General features: G+C 72.5%; 19 protein-coding genes. 15 read left to right on the forward strand and 4 right to left on the reverse strand.

The annotated features are described in order from the left end of the window. Window positions 1–45 precede the first annotated feature (45 nt). A complete protein-coding gene (hypF, locus tag ABEA43_RS15945; protein ID WP_345562467.1) occupies window positions 46–2,394 on the forward strand; it encodes a carbamoyltransferase HypF in 2,349 nt (782 codons plus the stop codon). Here the strand turns inward: hypF and ABEA43_RS15950 are convergent. Further along, complete coding sequence (locus ABEA43_RS15950; RefSeq protein WP_345562468.1) at window positions 2,370–2,885, reverse strand: hypothetical protein; 516 nt, start codon at window positions 2,883–2,885, stop codon at window positions 2,370–2,372. The genes hypF and ABEA43_RS15950 overlap by 25 nt on opposite strands. Window positions 2,886–3,004: 119 nt before the next feature. Between ABEA43_RS15950 and ABEA43_RS15955 the strand changes: the two genes are divergently transcribed. Genes ABEA43_RS15955 through hypE form a run of 14 tightly spaced genes read left to right on the forward strand, consistent with a single transcriptional unit; the run spans window position 3,005 to window position 12,930 of the window. Next, window positions 3,005–3,919, forward strand: coding sequence for an NADH-quinone oxidoreductase subunit B family protein (locus ABEA43_RS15955; protein ID WP_345562470.1), 915 nt, complete (start codon window positions 3,005–3,007; stop codon window positions 3,917–3,919). Next, window positions 3,916–4,050 (forward strand): hypothetical protein, encoded by a 135-nt coding sequence (locus ABEA43_RS15960; protein WP_345562472.1) that lies wholly within the window; start codon window positions 3,916–3,918, stop codon window positions 4,048–4,050. Before ABEA43_RS15955 ends, ABEA43_RS15960 begins: the two co-directional genes overlap by 4 nt. Before the next feature lie 16 nt (window positions 4,051–4,066). Next, window positions 4,067–5,887 carry a nickel-dependent hydrogenase large subunit gene (locus ABEA43_RS15965; RefSeq protein WP_345562474.1) on the forward strand — a complete coding sequence of 607 codons (1,821 nt, stop codon included), beginning with the start codon at window positions 4,067–4,069 and terminating at the stop codon, window positions 5,885–5,887. Further along, window positions 5,884–6,507, forward strand: coding sequence for a hypothetical protein (locus tag ABEA43_RS15970; protein ID WP_345562476.1), 624 nt, complete (start codon window positions 5,884–5,886; stop codon window positions 6,505–6,507). Before ABEA43_RS15965 ends, ABEA43_RS15970 begins: the two co-directional genes overlap by 4 nt. Then, on the forward strand, window positions 6,504–7,148 hold the full coding sequence (locus ABEA43_RS15975; RefSeq protein ID WP_345562477.1) for a DUF5947 family protein: 645 nt from the start codon (window positions 6,504–6,506) through the stop codon (window positions 7,146–7,148). The genes ABEA43_RS15970 and ABEA43_RS15975 overlap by 4 nt, the downstream gene beginning before the upstream one ends. Beyond that, a complete protein-coding gene (locus ABEA43_RS15980) occupies window positions 7,145–7,363 on the forward strand; it encodes a hypothetical protein (protein ID WP_345562479.1) in 219 nt (72 codons plus the stop codon). The genes ABEA43_RS15975 and ABEA43_RS15980 overlap by 4 nt, the downstream gene beginning before the upstream one ends. An 11-nt stretch (window positions 7,364–7,374) precedes the next feature. Next, window positions 7,375–8,049, forward strand: a complete 675-nt coding sequence (locus tag ABEA43_RS15985; protein WP_345562481.1) for a DUF6084 family protein — start codon at window positions 7,375–7,377, stop codon at window positions 8,047–8,049. Window positions 8,050–8,055: 6 nt separating this feature from the next. Next, window positions 8,056–9,114 (forward strand): hypothetical protein, encoded by a 1,059-nt coding sequence (locus ABEA43_RS15990; RefSeq protein ID WP_345562482.1) that lies wholly within the window; start codon window positions 8,056–8,058, stop codon window positions 9,112–9,114. Beyond that, window positions 9,111–9,929: a hydrogenase maturation protease gene (locus ABEA43_RS15995; protein ID WP_345562484.1), complete on the forward strand. Its 819-nt coding sequence runs from the start codon at window positions 9,111–9,113 to the stop codon at window positions 9,927–9,929. Before ABEA43_RS15990 ends, ABEA43_RS15995 begins: the two co-directional genes overlap by 4 nt. An 11-nt stretch (window positions 9,930–9,940) precedes the next feature. After that, the gene (locus ABEA43_RS68185) at window positions 9,941–10,048 is read left to right on the forward strand and encodes a DUF6893 family small protein (RefSeq protein WP_425570261.1); all 108 of its coding nucleotides are present in this window, start codon (window positions 9,941–9,943) and stop codon (window positions 10,046–10,048) included. 6 nt (window positions 10,049–10,054) lie between these two features. Continuing rightward, window positions 10,055–10,420 carry a hydrogenase maturation nickel metallochaperone HypA/HybF gene (locus tag ABEA43_RS16000; protein ID WP_345562485.1) on the forward strand — a complete coding sequence of 122 codons (366 nt, stop codon included), beginning with the start codon at window positions 10,055–10,057 and terminating at the stop codon, window positions 10,418–10,420. Further along, window positions 10,398–10,670 carry a HypC/HybG/HupF family hydrogenase formation chaperone gene (locus tag ABEA43_RS16005; RefSeq protein WP_345562486.1) on the forward strand — a complete coding sequence of 91 codons (273 nt, stop codon included), beginning with the start codon at window positions 10,398–10,400 and terminating at the stop codon, window positions 10,668–10,670. Before ABEA43_RS16000 ends, ABEA43_RS16005 begins: the two co-directional genes overlap by 23 nt. A gap of 35 nt (window positions 10,671–10,705) precedes the next feature. After that, window positions 10,706–11,860 carry a hydrogenase formation protein HypD gene (gene hypD / locus ABEA43_RS16010; RefSeq protein WP_345562487.1) on the forward strand — a complete coding sequence of 385 codons (1,155 nt, stop codon included), beginning with the start codon at window positions 10,706–10,708 and terminating at the stop codon, window positions 11,858–11,860. Further along, window positions 11,857–12,930: a hydrogenase expression/formation protein HypE gene (hypE, locus tag ABEA43_RS16015; RefSeq protein WP_345562488.1), complete on the forward strand. Its 1,074-nt coding sequence runs from the start codon at window positions 11,857–11,859 to the stop codon at window positions 12,928–12,930. The genes hypD and hypE overlap by 4 nt, the downstream gene beginning before the upstream one ends. On the opposite strand, the gene ABEA43_RS16020 is transcribed toward hypE, so the two are convergent. The 3 genes from ABEA43_RS16020 to ABEA43_RS16030 are packed head-to-tail and all read right to left on the reverse strand — an operon-like array spanning window position 12,913 to window position 14,266. Continuing rightward, on the reverse strand, window positions 12,913–13,512 hold the full coding sequence (locus ABEA43_RS16020) for a D-sedoheptulose-7-phosphate isomerase (protein WP_345562490.1): 600 nt from the start codon (window positions 13,510–13,512) through the stop codon (window positions 12,913–12,915). The two genes, hypE and ABEA43_RS16020, sit on opposite strands and share 18 nt — an antisense overlap. Then, window positions 13,509–13,778, reverse strand: coding sequence for a HypC/HybG/HupF family hydrogenase formation chaperone (locus tag ABEA43_RS16025; RefSeq protein WP_345562492.1), 270 nt, complete (start codon window positions 13,776–13,778; stop codon window positions 13,509–13,511). Before ABEA43_RS16025 ends, ABEA43_RS16020 begins: the two co-directional genes overlap by 4 nt. Continuing rightward, on the reverse strand, window positions 13,775–14,266 hold the full coding sequence (locus ABEA43_RS16030; protein WP_345562494.1) for a phosphoheptose isomerase: 492 nt from the start codon (window positions 14,264–14,266) through the stop codon (window positions 13,775–13,777). The genes ABEA43_RS16025 and ABEA43_RS16030 overlap by 4 nt, the downstream gene beginning before the upstream one ends. Window positions 14,267–14,271: the final 5 nt, after the last annotated feature.

Raw genomic sequence — 14,271 nt, forward strand, 5'->3', positions numbered from 1 at the left:
GCCGGGGTGATTCAGTCCGGCCGGAATTCGGTGCAGACTGGCCCGATGGGGGTGCGGGCCCGGGTCGAGGGCGTCGTTCAGGGCGTGGGGTTCCGGCCGTTCGTGCACGGGCTGGCCACCCGGCTGGGGCTGGCGGGGCGGGTCGGCAACGACGCGCACGGCGTCTTCATCGAGCTGGAGGGCGGCCGGGGGGAGATCGAGGAGTTCCTGCTGCGGCTGGAACGCGACGCGCCCCCGCTGGCCGCTATCGACCGGGTGACCGTCACCACCGGCGCCCGCACGGCTCCGGCCGGCGCCGGGTTCGTGATCGTGCCGAGCGATCCGTCCGGCGGGTCCCGCACGATGGTGTCGCCCGATGTCGCGACCTGCGCCGACTGCCTGGCCGAGCTGGCCGATCCCGCCGACCGGCGCTACCGCTACCCGTTCGTCAACTGCGTCAACTGCGGGCCGAGGCTGACGATCGTGCGCGCGATGCCGTACGACAGGCCGTCCACCACGATGGCGGGGTTCGCGATGTGCGCCCGGTGCCGCGCCGAATACCACGATCCGGCCGATCGGCGCTTCCACGCCCAGCCCATCTGCTGCCCGGCCTGCGGCCCCCGCCTCCGGTTGACCGGCCAGAACGGCGATCCGCTGGCGGGTCAGGACGGTGACCCGCTGTCCGGCCAGCACGGCGACCGGCTGGCTGGCCAGGACGGTGACCCGCTCGCCGGAGCGGCCGGCGTGCTGCGGTCGGGCGGGGTGCTGGCGGTGAAGGGGATCGGCGGGTACCACCTCGCGGTCCTGGCCGCCGACGAGCGCGCGGTCGCCGGCCTGCGGCGGCGCAAGCGGCGCCCGGACCAGCCGTTCGCGCTCATGGTGGCCACCGTGGACGAGGCGCGACGCCTCTGCGAGGTGGACGACACGGCGGCCACGCTCCTGACCGGCCGCGCCCGCCCCATCGTCCTGCTCCCGCGCCGCGCGCAGACGACGGTGGCCGACGCGGTCGCCCCCGGGAGCCGCCACCTCGGGATCATGCTGCCGTACACCCCGCTGCACCACCTGCTCCTCGCCCAGACCGCCACCCCCATCGTCCTGACCAGCGGTAACGGCTCCGGCGAGCCCATCGTGCACGACGACCGCGACGCCCTCGACCGCCTCGGCGGCATCGCGGACGCCTTCCTGACCCACGACCGCCCCATCCACCTGCGCGCCGACGACTCGGTCGTCCGCCCCTTCAGGGGAAAGGGGATGGTCCTGAGGCGATCGCGCGGCCACGCCCCGCGCCCCTTCGCGCTGCCCTGGGCGGCGCCACGCCCCGTCCTCGGCTGCGGAGCCGCGCTGAAGAGCACGTTCTGCCTGGCCAAAGGGCGGCACGCGATCCTCTCCCCGCACATGGGCGACCTGGAGAGCTACGAGACCCTCCGGTCCTATACCGAAGGGATCGAGCATTTCGCCGCGCTCTTCGACATACGTCCAGAAGTGGTGGCGTACGACCTGCATCCCGAATACCTGTCCACCAAGCACGCCATGAGCCTGCCGGACGTCGAGCTGGTCGGCGTGCAGCACCATCACGCCCACATCGCCGCCTGCCTGGCCGGCCACGGTGAGCACGGCCGGGTGATCGGCGTCGCGTTCGACGGCCTCGGCTACGGCCCCGACGGGACCCTGTGGGGCGGTGAGTTCCTGCTGGCCGACCTGGCCTCGTACGAGCGGGCCGGCCACCTGGCGGTCGTGCCGATGCCCGGCGGCGCCGCCGCGATCAGGCAGCCGTGGCGCATGGCCGCCGCGTACCTGATGACCGATGGGGACGGCCTGGCCGTGGCCCGGCGCAACCGGCCGCGCTGGGACCAGGTGACCGCGCTGGCGCGGCGGGGCGGGCTCGGCGCGCCGCTGACGTCGAGTGCGGGCCGGCTGTTCGACGCCGTGGCGGCGCTGGCCGGCGTACGGGACACGATCACGTACGAAGGGCAGGCCGCGATCGAGCTGGAGCAGCTCGCCGACCCGGGCGAGCGCGGCCGCTACGCGTCGGCCGTCGGCCGCGTGGACGGCAGGCTCGTGGCGGCCGGCGCGGATCTGGTCCGGGCCGCCGCGGCGGACCTGGCCGCGGGCGCCGGCCCGGACGTCATCTCGGCTCGCTTCCACAACGGCGTGGCCGACCTCGTCGTGCGCTGCTGCCGGACGCTGCGCGAGGAGACCGGACTGACCACGGTCGCGCTCTCGGGCGGCGTCTTCCAGAACGTGCTGCTGCTCGGCCGCACCCTGGACGGGCTGAGCGAGGCCGGATTCCGGGTCCTCACCCACACCGGCGTCCCGGCCGGCGACGGCGGCATCAGCCTCGGCCAGGTCGCCGTCGCCGTCGCCAGAGACCGGCTCGGCCAATGCGGCGATCAGCTCCGGTCCCGCTCGTCCTGATGAGGCCACGGGGACGCGCCGACCACGGTCCCGTACAGGAGATGATCGGTCAGCAGCGCCAGCCGTTCCGCCGTGGTCGGGGAGCGGCGCGGCAGGCCGAGCGCAGGAGCGATGGTCGTCTCGAAGACGGCCCAGAACGCCAGCCCGTACGCCGGCCCCGCCCACGGACGGCGGCGCACCCCGGACGGCAGCAGCCCGAACAGCAACCCGCCGAACGTGCCGTACCCCCAGTGCACCAGCTCCACCATCGCGGGCCGGCGCCCGGCGGGCATCCGGCGGATCATCCGCGGCGCCGCGCGTTCGAGCACGGCCTCCGGCGGCACCTTCTTCACCAGGCCCATCGCCGTGGTGAACTGCCGCAGACCGGACATCGCCATGGCGCCGATCGCCCCGCGCGCGCAGGCCCGCGTGAGCGATCGCCGGGGGCGAGCGGGCGGGCGTTCCCGCAGGTCAGCGGATGGTCGGGTGTGGGAAGGGAGTGTCTGCGTCATGGTTTACCACCTTTGCCGGCACGGGTAGGTCGGCTACGTAGAGTCGCAGGTCGCCTACCAGAGGACACGGCGCCTAAACCTCTGCAGTGCCGATGAAGGCCGCGAAGGGGGCAGAGGCCATGGCATCCACCCGGACACCGACCGCCTTGGACGAGGTGCACATCCTGTGGACCTCGGAGGGCATGAGCTGCGACGGCGACACCGTCTCCGTCACCGCCGCCACGCTCCCGAGCCTCGAGGACGTCCTGCTCGGGCTCGTGCCGGGGCTGCCCAAGGTGCACCTGCACAACAAGGTGCTGGCCATGGAGGTGGGCGACGCCTTCATGGCTCCCTTCCACCGGGCGCACCAGGACGAGCTGGGGCCGTTCATCCTCGTGGTCGAAGGCTCCATCCCGAACGAGAAGATCAACGGTGACGGCTACTGGACGTCCATGGGCAACGACCCGGACACCGGCGAGCCCATCACCGTCAACGAGTGGATCGACCGGCTCGCGCCCAAGGCGTGGGCGGTCGTCGCGATCGGCACCTGCGCGGCCTACGGCGGCATCCACGCGATGGCCGGCAACCCGACCGGCTGCATGGGCCTGTCCGACTACCTGGGCCGCGACTTCCGCTCCGCGGGCGGCCTGCCCATCGTCAACATCCCGGGCTGCCCCGTCCAGCCGGACAACTTCACCGAGACGCTGACCTGGCTGCTCTACCAGGCCGCGGGTCTGGCCCCGACCATCCCGCTGGATGAGATGCTCCGTCCCACCTGGCTGTTCGGCAAGACCGTGCACGAGGGCTGCGACCGGGCCGGCTACTACGAGCAGGGCGACTTCGCCCACGACTACAACTCGCCCAAGTGCCTGGTGCGCGTCGGCTGCTGGGGTCCGGTCGTCAACTGCAACGTCACCAAGCGCGGCTGGATGGACGGCGTCGGCGGCTGTCCCAACGTCGGCGGCATCTGCATCGGCTGCACGATGCCCGGCTTCCCCGACAAGTTCATGCCGTTCATGGATGAACCCCCGGCGGATCGGCGTCGGCCGCGATGAGCACCGCGTACGGCTCGCTCGTCCGCAGGCTCCGCTCGATCACCAACAGATCGGCCAACGAGGAGCCGAAGTGGCGGCACAACCGCCGCAAACTGACCAGCGGGTACGACCCGCGCTGGGGAAACGGTTAAGAGGGAGCGCGGCGAAGTGACGACCCGGACGGCGGGGGCCCCTCAGCAGACGGGCGAGGCCCGCGAGCTGGTGGAGATGTCCTGGGACCCGATCACCAGGATCATCGGAAACCTGGGGATCTACACCAAGATCGATTTCAACAACCGCGAAGTCGCCGAGTGCAGGAGCACCTCGTCGCTGTTCCGCGGCTACAGCGTGTTCATGAAGGGCAAGGACCCGCGCGACGCGCACTTCATCACCAGCCGCATCTGCGGCATCTGCGGCGACAACCACGCGGTGTGCTCGATCTACGCCCAGAACATGGCCTACGGCATCAAGCCGCCGCCGCTGGCCGACTGGATCATCAACCTGGGCGAAGCGGCCGAGTACATGTTCGACCACACGCTCTTCCAGGACAACCTGGTCTTCGTCGACTACTGCGAGCAGATGGTCAAGGAGACCAACCCGAGCCTGCTGCGCCGCGCCGAGACCACGTTGGCGCCCAACTCGGGGATCCACGGCTACCGGACGATCGCCGACATCATGCGCGCCTGCAACCCGTTCAGCGGCGACCTCTACCGCGAGGCGCTGCAGGTGAGCCGGGTGACCCGGGAGATGTGCTGCCTGATGGAGGGCAGGCACGTGCATCCCTCCACGCTCTACCCGGGCGGCGTCGGCACCGTGGCGACGCCGCAGGTGTTCACCGACTACCTGGTCCGGCTGCTGCGCATCCTCGACTTCGTCAAGAAGGCCGTCCCCATGAACGACGACCTCTTCGACTTCTTCTACGAGGCGCTGCCCGGCTACGAGGAGGTCGGCCGCAGGCGGGTGATGCTCGGCTGCTGGGGCGCCTTCCAGAACCCCGGGGTCGTCGACTACGACTACCGCACCATGGGCGAGTGGGGCCGTCAGATGTTCGTCACGCCGGGCATCGTCCTGGACGGCGAACTGCTGACGACGAACCTGGTGGACATCAACCTCGGCATCAGGATCCTGCTGGGCAGCTCCTACTACGACGACTGGGAGTCCGAGACCACGTTCGTCAGCCACGACCCGCTCGGCAACCCGGTCGACCAGCGCCACCCGTGGAACCAGACGACGCTGCCCAAGCCGCAGAAGCGCGACCTGGAAGGCGGCAACTACAGCTGGGTGATGAGCCCGCGCTGGTACGACTCACGCACCGGCGACCACCTGGCGCTCGACACCGGCGGCGGCCCGCTGGCCCGGCTGTGGTCCACGGCGCTGGCCGGGCTCGTCGACACCGGCACCGTGCGCGCCACCGGCCACAGCGTGGAGATCAACCTGCCCAAGAGCGCGGGCTTCCCCGAGACGCGGCTGGAGTGGAAGGTTCCGCGCTGGGCGAACACCATCGAGCGCAACCGCGCCCGCGCCTACTTCGTGGCGTACGCGGCCGGGATGGCGGTGTACTTCCTGGAGCAGGCGATGGCCGAGGTCAGGGCCGGGCGCACGCAGGTGTTCACCGACTTCGAGGTGCCGGAGGACGCGATCGGGTGCGGCTTCCACGAGGCCGTGCGCGGGGTGCTGTCGCATCACATGGTGATCCGCGACGGCAAGATCGCCAACTACCATCCGTACCCGCCGACGCCCTGGAACGCCAGCCCGCGCGACGTGTACGGCACGCCGGGGCCGTACGAGGACGCGGTGCAGGGATTGCCGATCTTCGAGGAGAACGGCCCCGACTCGTTCAAGGGCATCGACATCATGCGCACCGTACGCAGCTTCGACCCGTGCCTGCCGTGCGGCGTGCACATGTACCTCGGCGGCGGCAAGGAGCTCAAGCAGGTGCACTCGCCGACGTTCGGCGCCGGTGCCGGCGGATGGGGGACGGGCGGATGAACGAGCGCATCGGACGCATCGAGGCCATGCTCGACGAGGCCGGGCCGGCCGCGATCGAGCTCGTCAAGGAGCTGCTCGACCTGTACGGCGAGGGGCTGGGACGGGTCATGCAGCTCGTGGGGGAGGAGCCGGCGGCCCGGCTGGCCGCCGACGAGCTGGTCTCGCCGCTGCTCCTGCTGCACGACCTGCATCCGCTGGACATCCGGGCGCGCGTCGAGGCGGCGCTCGCCGGAGGCTCCGCCGACGTGCTCGCGATCGACGGCGACCTCGTACGCCTGCGCATCCGGCCGACCGGCTGCCGCTCCTCGGCGGCCGCGGCGGCGCCGGAGCTGCGTGCGGCGGTCCGTGCGGCGGCCCCGGAGATCGAACGGGTGGAGATCGAGCTCGAACACCCCGATTCCCCCTTGATCCCGATCGAAAGCCTGACCGTCCGCCAGACGACCCAGGCCCAGACCCAGCCTGAAGCCCAGCCTGAAGCCCAGCCTGAAGCCCAGCCTGAAGCCCAGCCTGAGGCCCAGCCTGAGGCCCAGCCTGAGACCCAGCCTGAGACCCAGCCTGAGGCCCGGTCTGAGGCGCAGCCCGGCGGCCTGACGGTTCGCGCCGGGACGCGGGCGCCATGAGCGGCCTGTTGCGCCGGCTCGCCGCGCAGGCGCGGGAGCACCCGCCCCAGGCGCCGGCACAGGAGCAGCCGTGCGCGATGTGCGGCGAGCCGCTGCCCGCCACCCACCGCCACCTGCTGGAGCTGCCCGCCCGCGAGCTGCGGTGCGCGTGCCGGGCCTGCCAGGTGCTGTTCGACCACGCGGCGGCCGGCGGCGGCCACTACCGCCTGCTGCCCGAGCGCCGCCGCCGGCTGAGCGGCTTCGCCCTGGACCAGCCGGCCTGGGCGCGGCTGCGCGCTCCCGTACGCACGGTGTTCCTGGTGCCCGACTCGGCCGCGGCGGAGGTCGTCCAGTTCTACCCGAGCCCGGCAGGCGCGGTACGCGCGGCGACCGACCAGCCGGCGTGGGCCGCGCTGTGCCGTGACCATCCGGTGCTCGCCCACCTGCAGCCCGACGTGGAGGCGCTGCTCGTCGACCAGGACCACGGCGCGTGGACCGTCCCCGTGGACGACTGCTACGCCCTCGTCGGAACGATCCGCACCCACTGGCGGGGCCTGACCGGCGGCCGGGAAGTGCGCGAGCGCGTCACCGAATTCTTCACCGCACTCGGCGGGCGGGCCGTCACCGTGCCGGCCGCCGACGACTCCAGGAGCCCAGCGTGAGCAAGAAGCAGCCGATCAGGACGGGCCGCCGGGACGTGCGCCCCGACACCACCTCCCACGTCAAGGGCGTCAAGGAGGGCAACGCCACCGGCAACTACGCCAAGCAGGACGGCCACCTGCCCGACGGCAGCTCCACGGCCAGGCGCTCGACGGGCATCAACCCGGCCAAGCACGACCCGATCGACCCCGACATGCCCAACCTGTCACCCGCCTGAACGCGCCGGCCATGTCACCGTCACCACCACAGGCACCGGCTCTGCGGATCGAGGTCCGCGGCGTCGAGCCGGTCGCACCCGCCGCCGCGCCCGCCCTGCGCTTCGCCCTGAACGTCAGCGCCCTGCCCGGCTCGCACCAGGGCGAAGGGGAGCCGGAGGTCCGGGCGCTCACGCTGACCACCCAGATCCGCATCGACGCCACCGCCCGCGGCTACGACGAGGACGCCCGGCAGCGGCTCAAGGAGCTGTTCGGGCCGCCCGAGGCGTGGGACCGCAACCTGTCCAGCCTGCTCTGGACGCAGACGGTCACCCACGTGCCCGCCTTCACCGGCGGCACGATCGCGCAGGTCACCGTGCCCTGCACGTACGACTTCGACGTGGCCGCCGCCAAATACCTGCACGGGCTGCCCGACGGCGAGGTGCCGCTGCGGCTGCTGTTCACCGGCACCGTCTTCTACCTGGACGACGGACGCCTCCAGGCGGCCTGCCTCCCCTGGGACACCGAGGCGGACTTCCGCATGCCGGTGACCGTGTGGAAGGAGCTCATGGACCGTCACTTCCCGCGCACCGCCTGGATCCGGCTGGAGCGCGACACGTTCGACCGCCTGTACGCGCACAGGACCCGGCACACGCTGCCCGGCTGGGACGACGCGGTGCGGTCACTGCTGGAGACGAGCGGAGGCTGAGCACGCATGGACCATGTACGGCAGATCGCGCAGGCCGTCCTGTACGAGGGCTACCTGCTGTGGCCGTATCGGGCGTCGTCGCTGAAGAACCGGCACCGCTGGACCATCGGCGGCGTCCACCCCGAGGCGTACGGCAGGGCCCATGACGGGAATCCGTGGCGGATGCGGACGGAATGTCTCGTCGAGGCCGAACCCGGCGACACGGTGGACGTACGCGTGCGATTCCTGCACGTCGTCACCCGCGAACCGCACGACGGCGGGCCGGCCGCCGGCGCCCGCCCCGCGTCCGGCGAGGAGGCCCGGGAACGCGAGCTCAGCCTGCCCGGCCTGATCCTGGACGAGCTGCCGCACCACCCCGCCCGCACGACGATCGACATCCCCGCAGGCCGCCGCGGCGCCGCGCAGGCATGCGCGGACGGCACGCCCGCCGAGCCGGACGGCACGCCCGCCGAGCCGGACGGCACGCTCGCCGAAGCGCACGGCCCGCGTGCCGAACCAGACGGCCCGCCTGCCGAGCCGGTCGCGCACGCCTGGGAGGCGTTGTGCGGCCGGGTCGAGGTGGCCGCGCGGCGGCTGCGGCCCGGCCTGTTCCGCATCACCGCCGAGGTGGTCAACACCACACCCTGGCCGGGCGGCACCCGCGCCGACGCGATGCGCCGCGCCCTGGTCTCCGCGCACATCGTGCTGCACGCCCCGGATGCCCGGTTCGTCTCACTCATGGACCCGCCGGACGACCTGCGGGAGCACGCCGCGGCCTGCCGCAACGAAGGCGTCTGGCCGGTGCTGGCGGGCCCGGAAGGCGACCGCCACACCGTGCTGGCCGCGCCGATCATCCTGTACGACCACCCGCGCATCGCCCCGGAAAGTCCGGGCGACCTGTTCGACGCGACCGAGATCGACCAGCTCCTCACCCTGAGCGTGCTGGCGCTCAGCGACCAGGAGCAACAGGAGATCCGCGACGGCGACCCGCGGGGACGCGAGATCCTCGACCGCTGCGCCGCGCTCACCCAGGACGACCTGATGCGCCTGCACGGCCTCATGCGCAGGACGGAGCCGACGGCATGACCGAGTTCTGGACGCGGATGGCCGGGCGCGGCCCCGCCGAGGTGATCGTGGACGGCACGGCGATCGGCCCGGGCAGCCGGGTGCGGCTGCGGCCGGGAAGCCAGGCCGACATCTTCGACCTGGTGCTCGACGGCTGCGAGGCGATCGTGGAGAGCGTCGAACAGAGCGACGACGGCGCGCTGCACGTCGCGGTCACGCTCGCCGGCGACCCGGGCCGGGACCTGGGTGAGGCCCGCATGCCGGGGCACCGGTTCTTCTACTCCGCGGCGGAGATCGAGCCGCTGGGCGAAGACGAAGGGCGCCCGGCCGGCGGCCGGATCCTGGTCGCCGGCATCGGCAACGTCTTCCTGGGGGACGACGGCTTCGGCGTCGAGGTGGCCCGCCTCCTGGTCGAGCAGGCGTGCGTGCCGGGCGTGGACGTCGTAGATTTCGGCATCCGCGGCATGGACCTGGCCTACGCCCTGCAACGGGACTACACCGCCGTGATCTTCGTGGACGCGGCCCCGCGCGGTCACGCCCCCGGCACGCTCACCGTCCTCGACCCCGACCTGCCCGGCGACGACGACGGCGCGCCGGTGGAGGGGCACGGCATGGACCCGGTGAGCGTGCTGCGCCTGGCCAGGCGGCTCGGCCGGCTGCCCGCCCTGGTGCGGGTCGTCTGCTGCGAGCCCGCCACCGTGGACGAGGCGCTGTTCGAGCTGAGCGAGCCCGTACGCGCGATGGTCGGCGAAGCGGCCGGCCTAGTGAACTCCCTGGTTATGGACATGATTGCGGAAAGCGCCGGTCCGAGCTCCCGCGATCGGCTACCGCAGTGAGGTGTTGTGAGATGAGGAAGTCACGCATGGTGACGCTGCTCGTGCTCTGCGGGCTGGCGGCCATCGTCATCCACCAATGGCCGGAGATCCGCCGGTATATGAAGATCGAGCGAATGTAGGGCGGCATGCACGAGATCGGGATGTGCGAGGGCCTCGTCGAGCTGATCCAGCGGCAGGCGATGGGCAGGCGGGTCACGGCCGCCCGGGTACGCATCGGCGCCCGGCACGCGGTCGTGGACGACGCCTTCGGGCAGGCGTTCGCGCTCGCCGCGACCGGCACCGCCGTCCAGGACGCCGTGGTGGAGCTGGTCGTCATGCCGATGACGGTCGGCTGCGGCGCGTGCGGGAGCCGTTCGGAGTCGGTGGACCCGCTGGCCGCGTGCCCGGTCTGCGGCGACGACGGCGTGCACCTCACCGGCGGCGAGGAGCTGATCCTGGAGTCGGTCACCTACGGCGAGGGAGCGGCCGATGTGTCTCGGCATCCCAGGTGAGCTGGTCGAGTTCCTCCAGGAGCACGCCGACCTGGCCACGGTGGACGTCAGCGGCGTGCGCAGGCGCGTCAACATCGGCCTGCTCGCCGACGAGGCCCTGCAGCTCGGCGACTGGGTGCTGGTGCACGTCGGGTTCGCGCTGTCCAAGATCTCGGAGCAGGAGGCGCAGGCCGTGCTCGACTACCTGCACGGGCTCGGGCAGCCGTACGAGGACGAGCTGGACGCGCTGCGCGGCTCGGACATCGGCTGAGCTCCTGATGGAGATCGCAGATCGGAGGGGGACCGATGCGGTTCGTCGATGAGTACCGCGACGCCGGCCGGGCGCGGGCGCTGGCCGAGCGGATCGCGGCGAGCTGCCGGCCCGGGCGCCGGTACACGTTCATGGAGGTGTGCGGCGGCCACACCCACACCATCTACAAGCACGGCCTGGAGGATCACCTGCCGCCCGAGGTGCAGCTGGTGCACGGGCCCGGCTGCCCGGTGTGCGTGATCCCGATGGGACGGGTGGACGACGCCATCCACATCGCCCGCCAGCCGGGCGTGATCATGACGTCGTTCGGCGACATGATGCGGGTGCCCGGCGGGACGGGCTCGTTCCTGGACGCCAAGGCGGCGGGGGCCGACATCCGGATGGTGTACTCGCCGCTGGACGCCCTCAAGATCGCGCGGGCGAACCCGGACCGGCGGGTCGTGTTCATGGCCATCGGCTTCGAGACCACCGCGCCCTCCACCGCCATGACGGTGCTGCGGGCGGAGGCCGAAGGGCTGACGAACTTCTCCGTCTTCTGCAACCACGTCATGATCATTCCGGCGATCAAGGCCATCCTCGACTCGCCGGACCTGCGTCTCGACGGGTTCATCGGGCCCGGCCACGTCTCGGCGGTGATCGGCTGCCGGCCGTACGAGTTCATCGCCCGCGACTACGGCAAGCCGCTGGTGGTGGCCGGGTTCGAGCCGCTCGACATCCTCACCTCGGTCCACATGCTGCTCGGCCAGCTCGCCGCGGGCCGCTGCGAGGTGGAGAACCAGTACGCCCGCGTGGTCCCGTGGGCCGGCAACCCCATCGCGCTGTCCGCCATCGGCCGGGTGATGCGGCTGCGACCGCACTTCGAGTGGCGCGGGCTCGGCTTCATCGCGCACTCCGCGCTCACCATGGCGGGCGAGTACGCCGCCTTCGACGCCGAGCGGGTCTTCGACCTGCCCGGGCTGCGCATCGCCGATCCCAAGTCGTGCCAATGCGGCGAGGTGCTCAAGGGCGTGCTCAAGCCGTGGGAGTGCAAGGTGTTCGGCACCGCCTGCACACCGGAGACCCCGATCGGGACCTGCATGGTCTCCTCCGAGGGAGCCTGCGCCGCGTACTACAACTTCGGGCGGTTCAGCCGGGAGCGGATGACCGCGGCGGCGCGCGAGCCGCTGGCAGAGGAGGCGAGCCGGACGTGATCCAGGAGCAGCAGGTGCTCGACCGCATCGAGCGGATGCGGCGGCGCAAGCCCGTGGTCAGGGAGGAGCGCATCACGCTCGCCCACGGCGCCGGGGGCAAGGCCACCCAGACCCTGGTCGAGGCCGTCTTCCTGGAGGCGTTCCGCAACCCGATGCTGGCCCCGCTGGAGGACGGCGCGCTCCTGCGGATCGGGGGCGAGCAGACGGCGTTCACCACCGACTCGTACGTGGTCTCGCCGCTGTTCTTCCCCGGCGGGGACATCGGCGACCTGGCCGTCAACGGCACCGTGAACGACCTGGCCATGTGCGGCGCGCGGCCGGTCCACCTGTCGGCGGGCTTCATCCTGGAGGAGGGTTTCCCGGTCGCCGACCTGCGGCGGGTCACCGACTCGATGGCCGCCGCCGCGTCGGCCGCCGGGGTCACGATCGTCACCGGCGACACCAAGGTCGTCGAGCGCGGCAAGGCCGACGGCTGCTACATCACCACCGCCGGGGTCGGGCTCGTCGAGCACCCCGTCACGCTGTCCGCCTCACGCGCGCGGCCGGGGGACGCCGTCATCGTCTCCGGCCCGATCGGCGCGCACGGCGCCGCCATCATGCTGGCCAGAGGCGACTTCGACCTCGAAGCGCCGATCGAGTCCGACACCGCCCCGCTGCACGGCATCGTCTCCGACCTGCTCAAGGCGCTGCCGCAGCACGTCAGATGCCTGCGGGACGCCACCAGGGGAGGGGTGGCCACCGTGCTCAACGAGGTGGCCCGCGCCTCGGAGGTGGCCGTGGTCCTGGAGGAGGAGCAGATCCCGGTACGCCCTGAGGTGACCGGCGTCTGCGAGCTGCTCGGCCTCGACCCCCTCTACGTCGCCTGCGAGGGCCGCTTCGTGGCGGTGGTCGGCGCGGAGCACGCGGGCCAGGCGCTCGACGTGCTGCGCACCCACCCGCTGGGCGCCGGCGCCGCGATCGCCGGCACGGTCACGGCCGACCCGCCGGGGCTGGTCCTGCTGCGCACCGCGTTCGGCGGCACCCGGGTGGTGGACGTCCTCGTCGGCGATCCGCTACCGCGCATCTGCTGACACCAGCTCGGCCAGTACGTGGTAGAGCGTCGTCTGCGCCTCCTGGATGCGGTGCACCGACGACGACGGGACGACGAACAGGTGCTCGGCCAGCCCCTCCTCGGCCATCCGCCCGCCGCCGGAGCCGGCGAAGCCGATCGTCACCATCCGCAGGCTCCCGGCTTGAGCCAGGCCGCGCAGCACGTTCGCCGAGCCGCCGCTGGTCGACAGCGCGCAGGCGACGTCGCCCGTGCCGCCGAGCGCGGCGAGCTGGCGGGCGAACACCACGTCGAACCCGACGTCGTTGCCGAGCGCCGTCACGAGCGCCGCGTCCCCGGCCAGCGACACCGCGGGCAGCCCGCGCCCGGTGAACAGCGCCGCCACCGACTGCGCGTCCGTGCTGCTGCCGCCGTTGCCGAAGGCGAACAGCCGCCCGCCGCCGCGGAAGGCGGCGGTCAGCGCCGCCGCGCACCGCGCCAGCGGCTCCGCCATCTCGTCGAGCACCCGCCGCCGCAGCTCCAGGCTCTCGCGCGCCTTCGCGGCGGTGGAGGCCGTCACGTCCAGCGGGTCACGCCGCAGGAACGGATAGAGCGTCTCCGTCACCCCTCCTCCCTTCCTAGTACGGCGATCGCCTCGCCGGCGTGCACCAGCACGATGTCACCGACCCGCGCCGCCACCAGCGCCACACTGATCTCCTCACCGACCTCGCCCGCGTCGGCGCCAGCACCCGAGGTCGCGTCTGTGCCCGCGCCGATGCCGGTGTCGACCGTGGCCATTCCGCCGGGCAGCAGGCCGACGACCCGCACCTGCACAGCGACGTCGCCGCAGGTCACGCAGGAGTCGCAATCGTCCTTCCGGTCCTCGCTCACGTCTGCGCCTCCGACTCCAGGAACACGTGCACCAGCTCCCACAACAGGTGGTACATCGTCACGTGGATCTCCCGCGCCACCAGCGGATCCGCGCTGCGCGCCGCCAGCACGTGATCCGCCTCCGCGCACGTCGCGTTCACCGTCAGGGCCACGGTCAGCATGCCGAGCGAGCGGGCGGCGGCCAGGTCGCCGACGGCCGGCCGGACGCCGACGGCGATGTCCTGCGGCCGTCCCCAGATCGGCAGCAGCGCGGGCTCGGCGCCCAGGCAGAGCGCGGGCAGCGCGGGCTTGCCCACGATCACCGGATGCGTGAACTCCACCGCCACGTGCGCCGCGTCCGCGGCCGCCTCGGCGCGGCCGACGGCCAGCAGCCGGCCGCCGCGCCGGAATCGTCCCGACATGGCCGCCGCGGCCTCGGCGACCGCGCCGACCTCGCCCACCAGCGCCATGCCCGCGGCCTCACGACCGGCCCGGATCTCATCGAGCACTTCGA

It is taken from the genome of Nonomuraea rosea (assembly GCF_039539705.1).
Taxonomy (GTDB): Bacteria; Actinomycetota; Actinomycetes; order Streptosporangiales; family Streptosporangiaceae; genus Nonomuraea; species Nonomuraea rosea.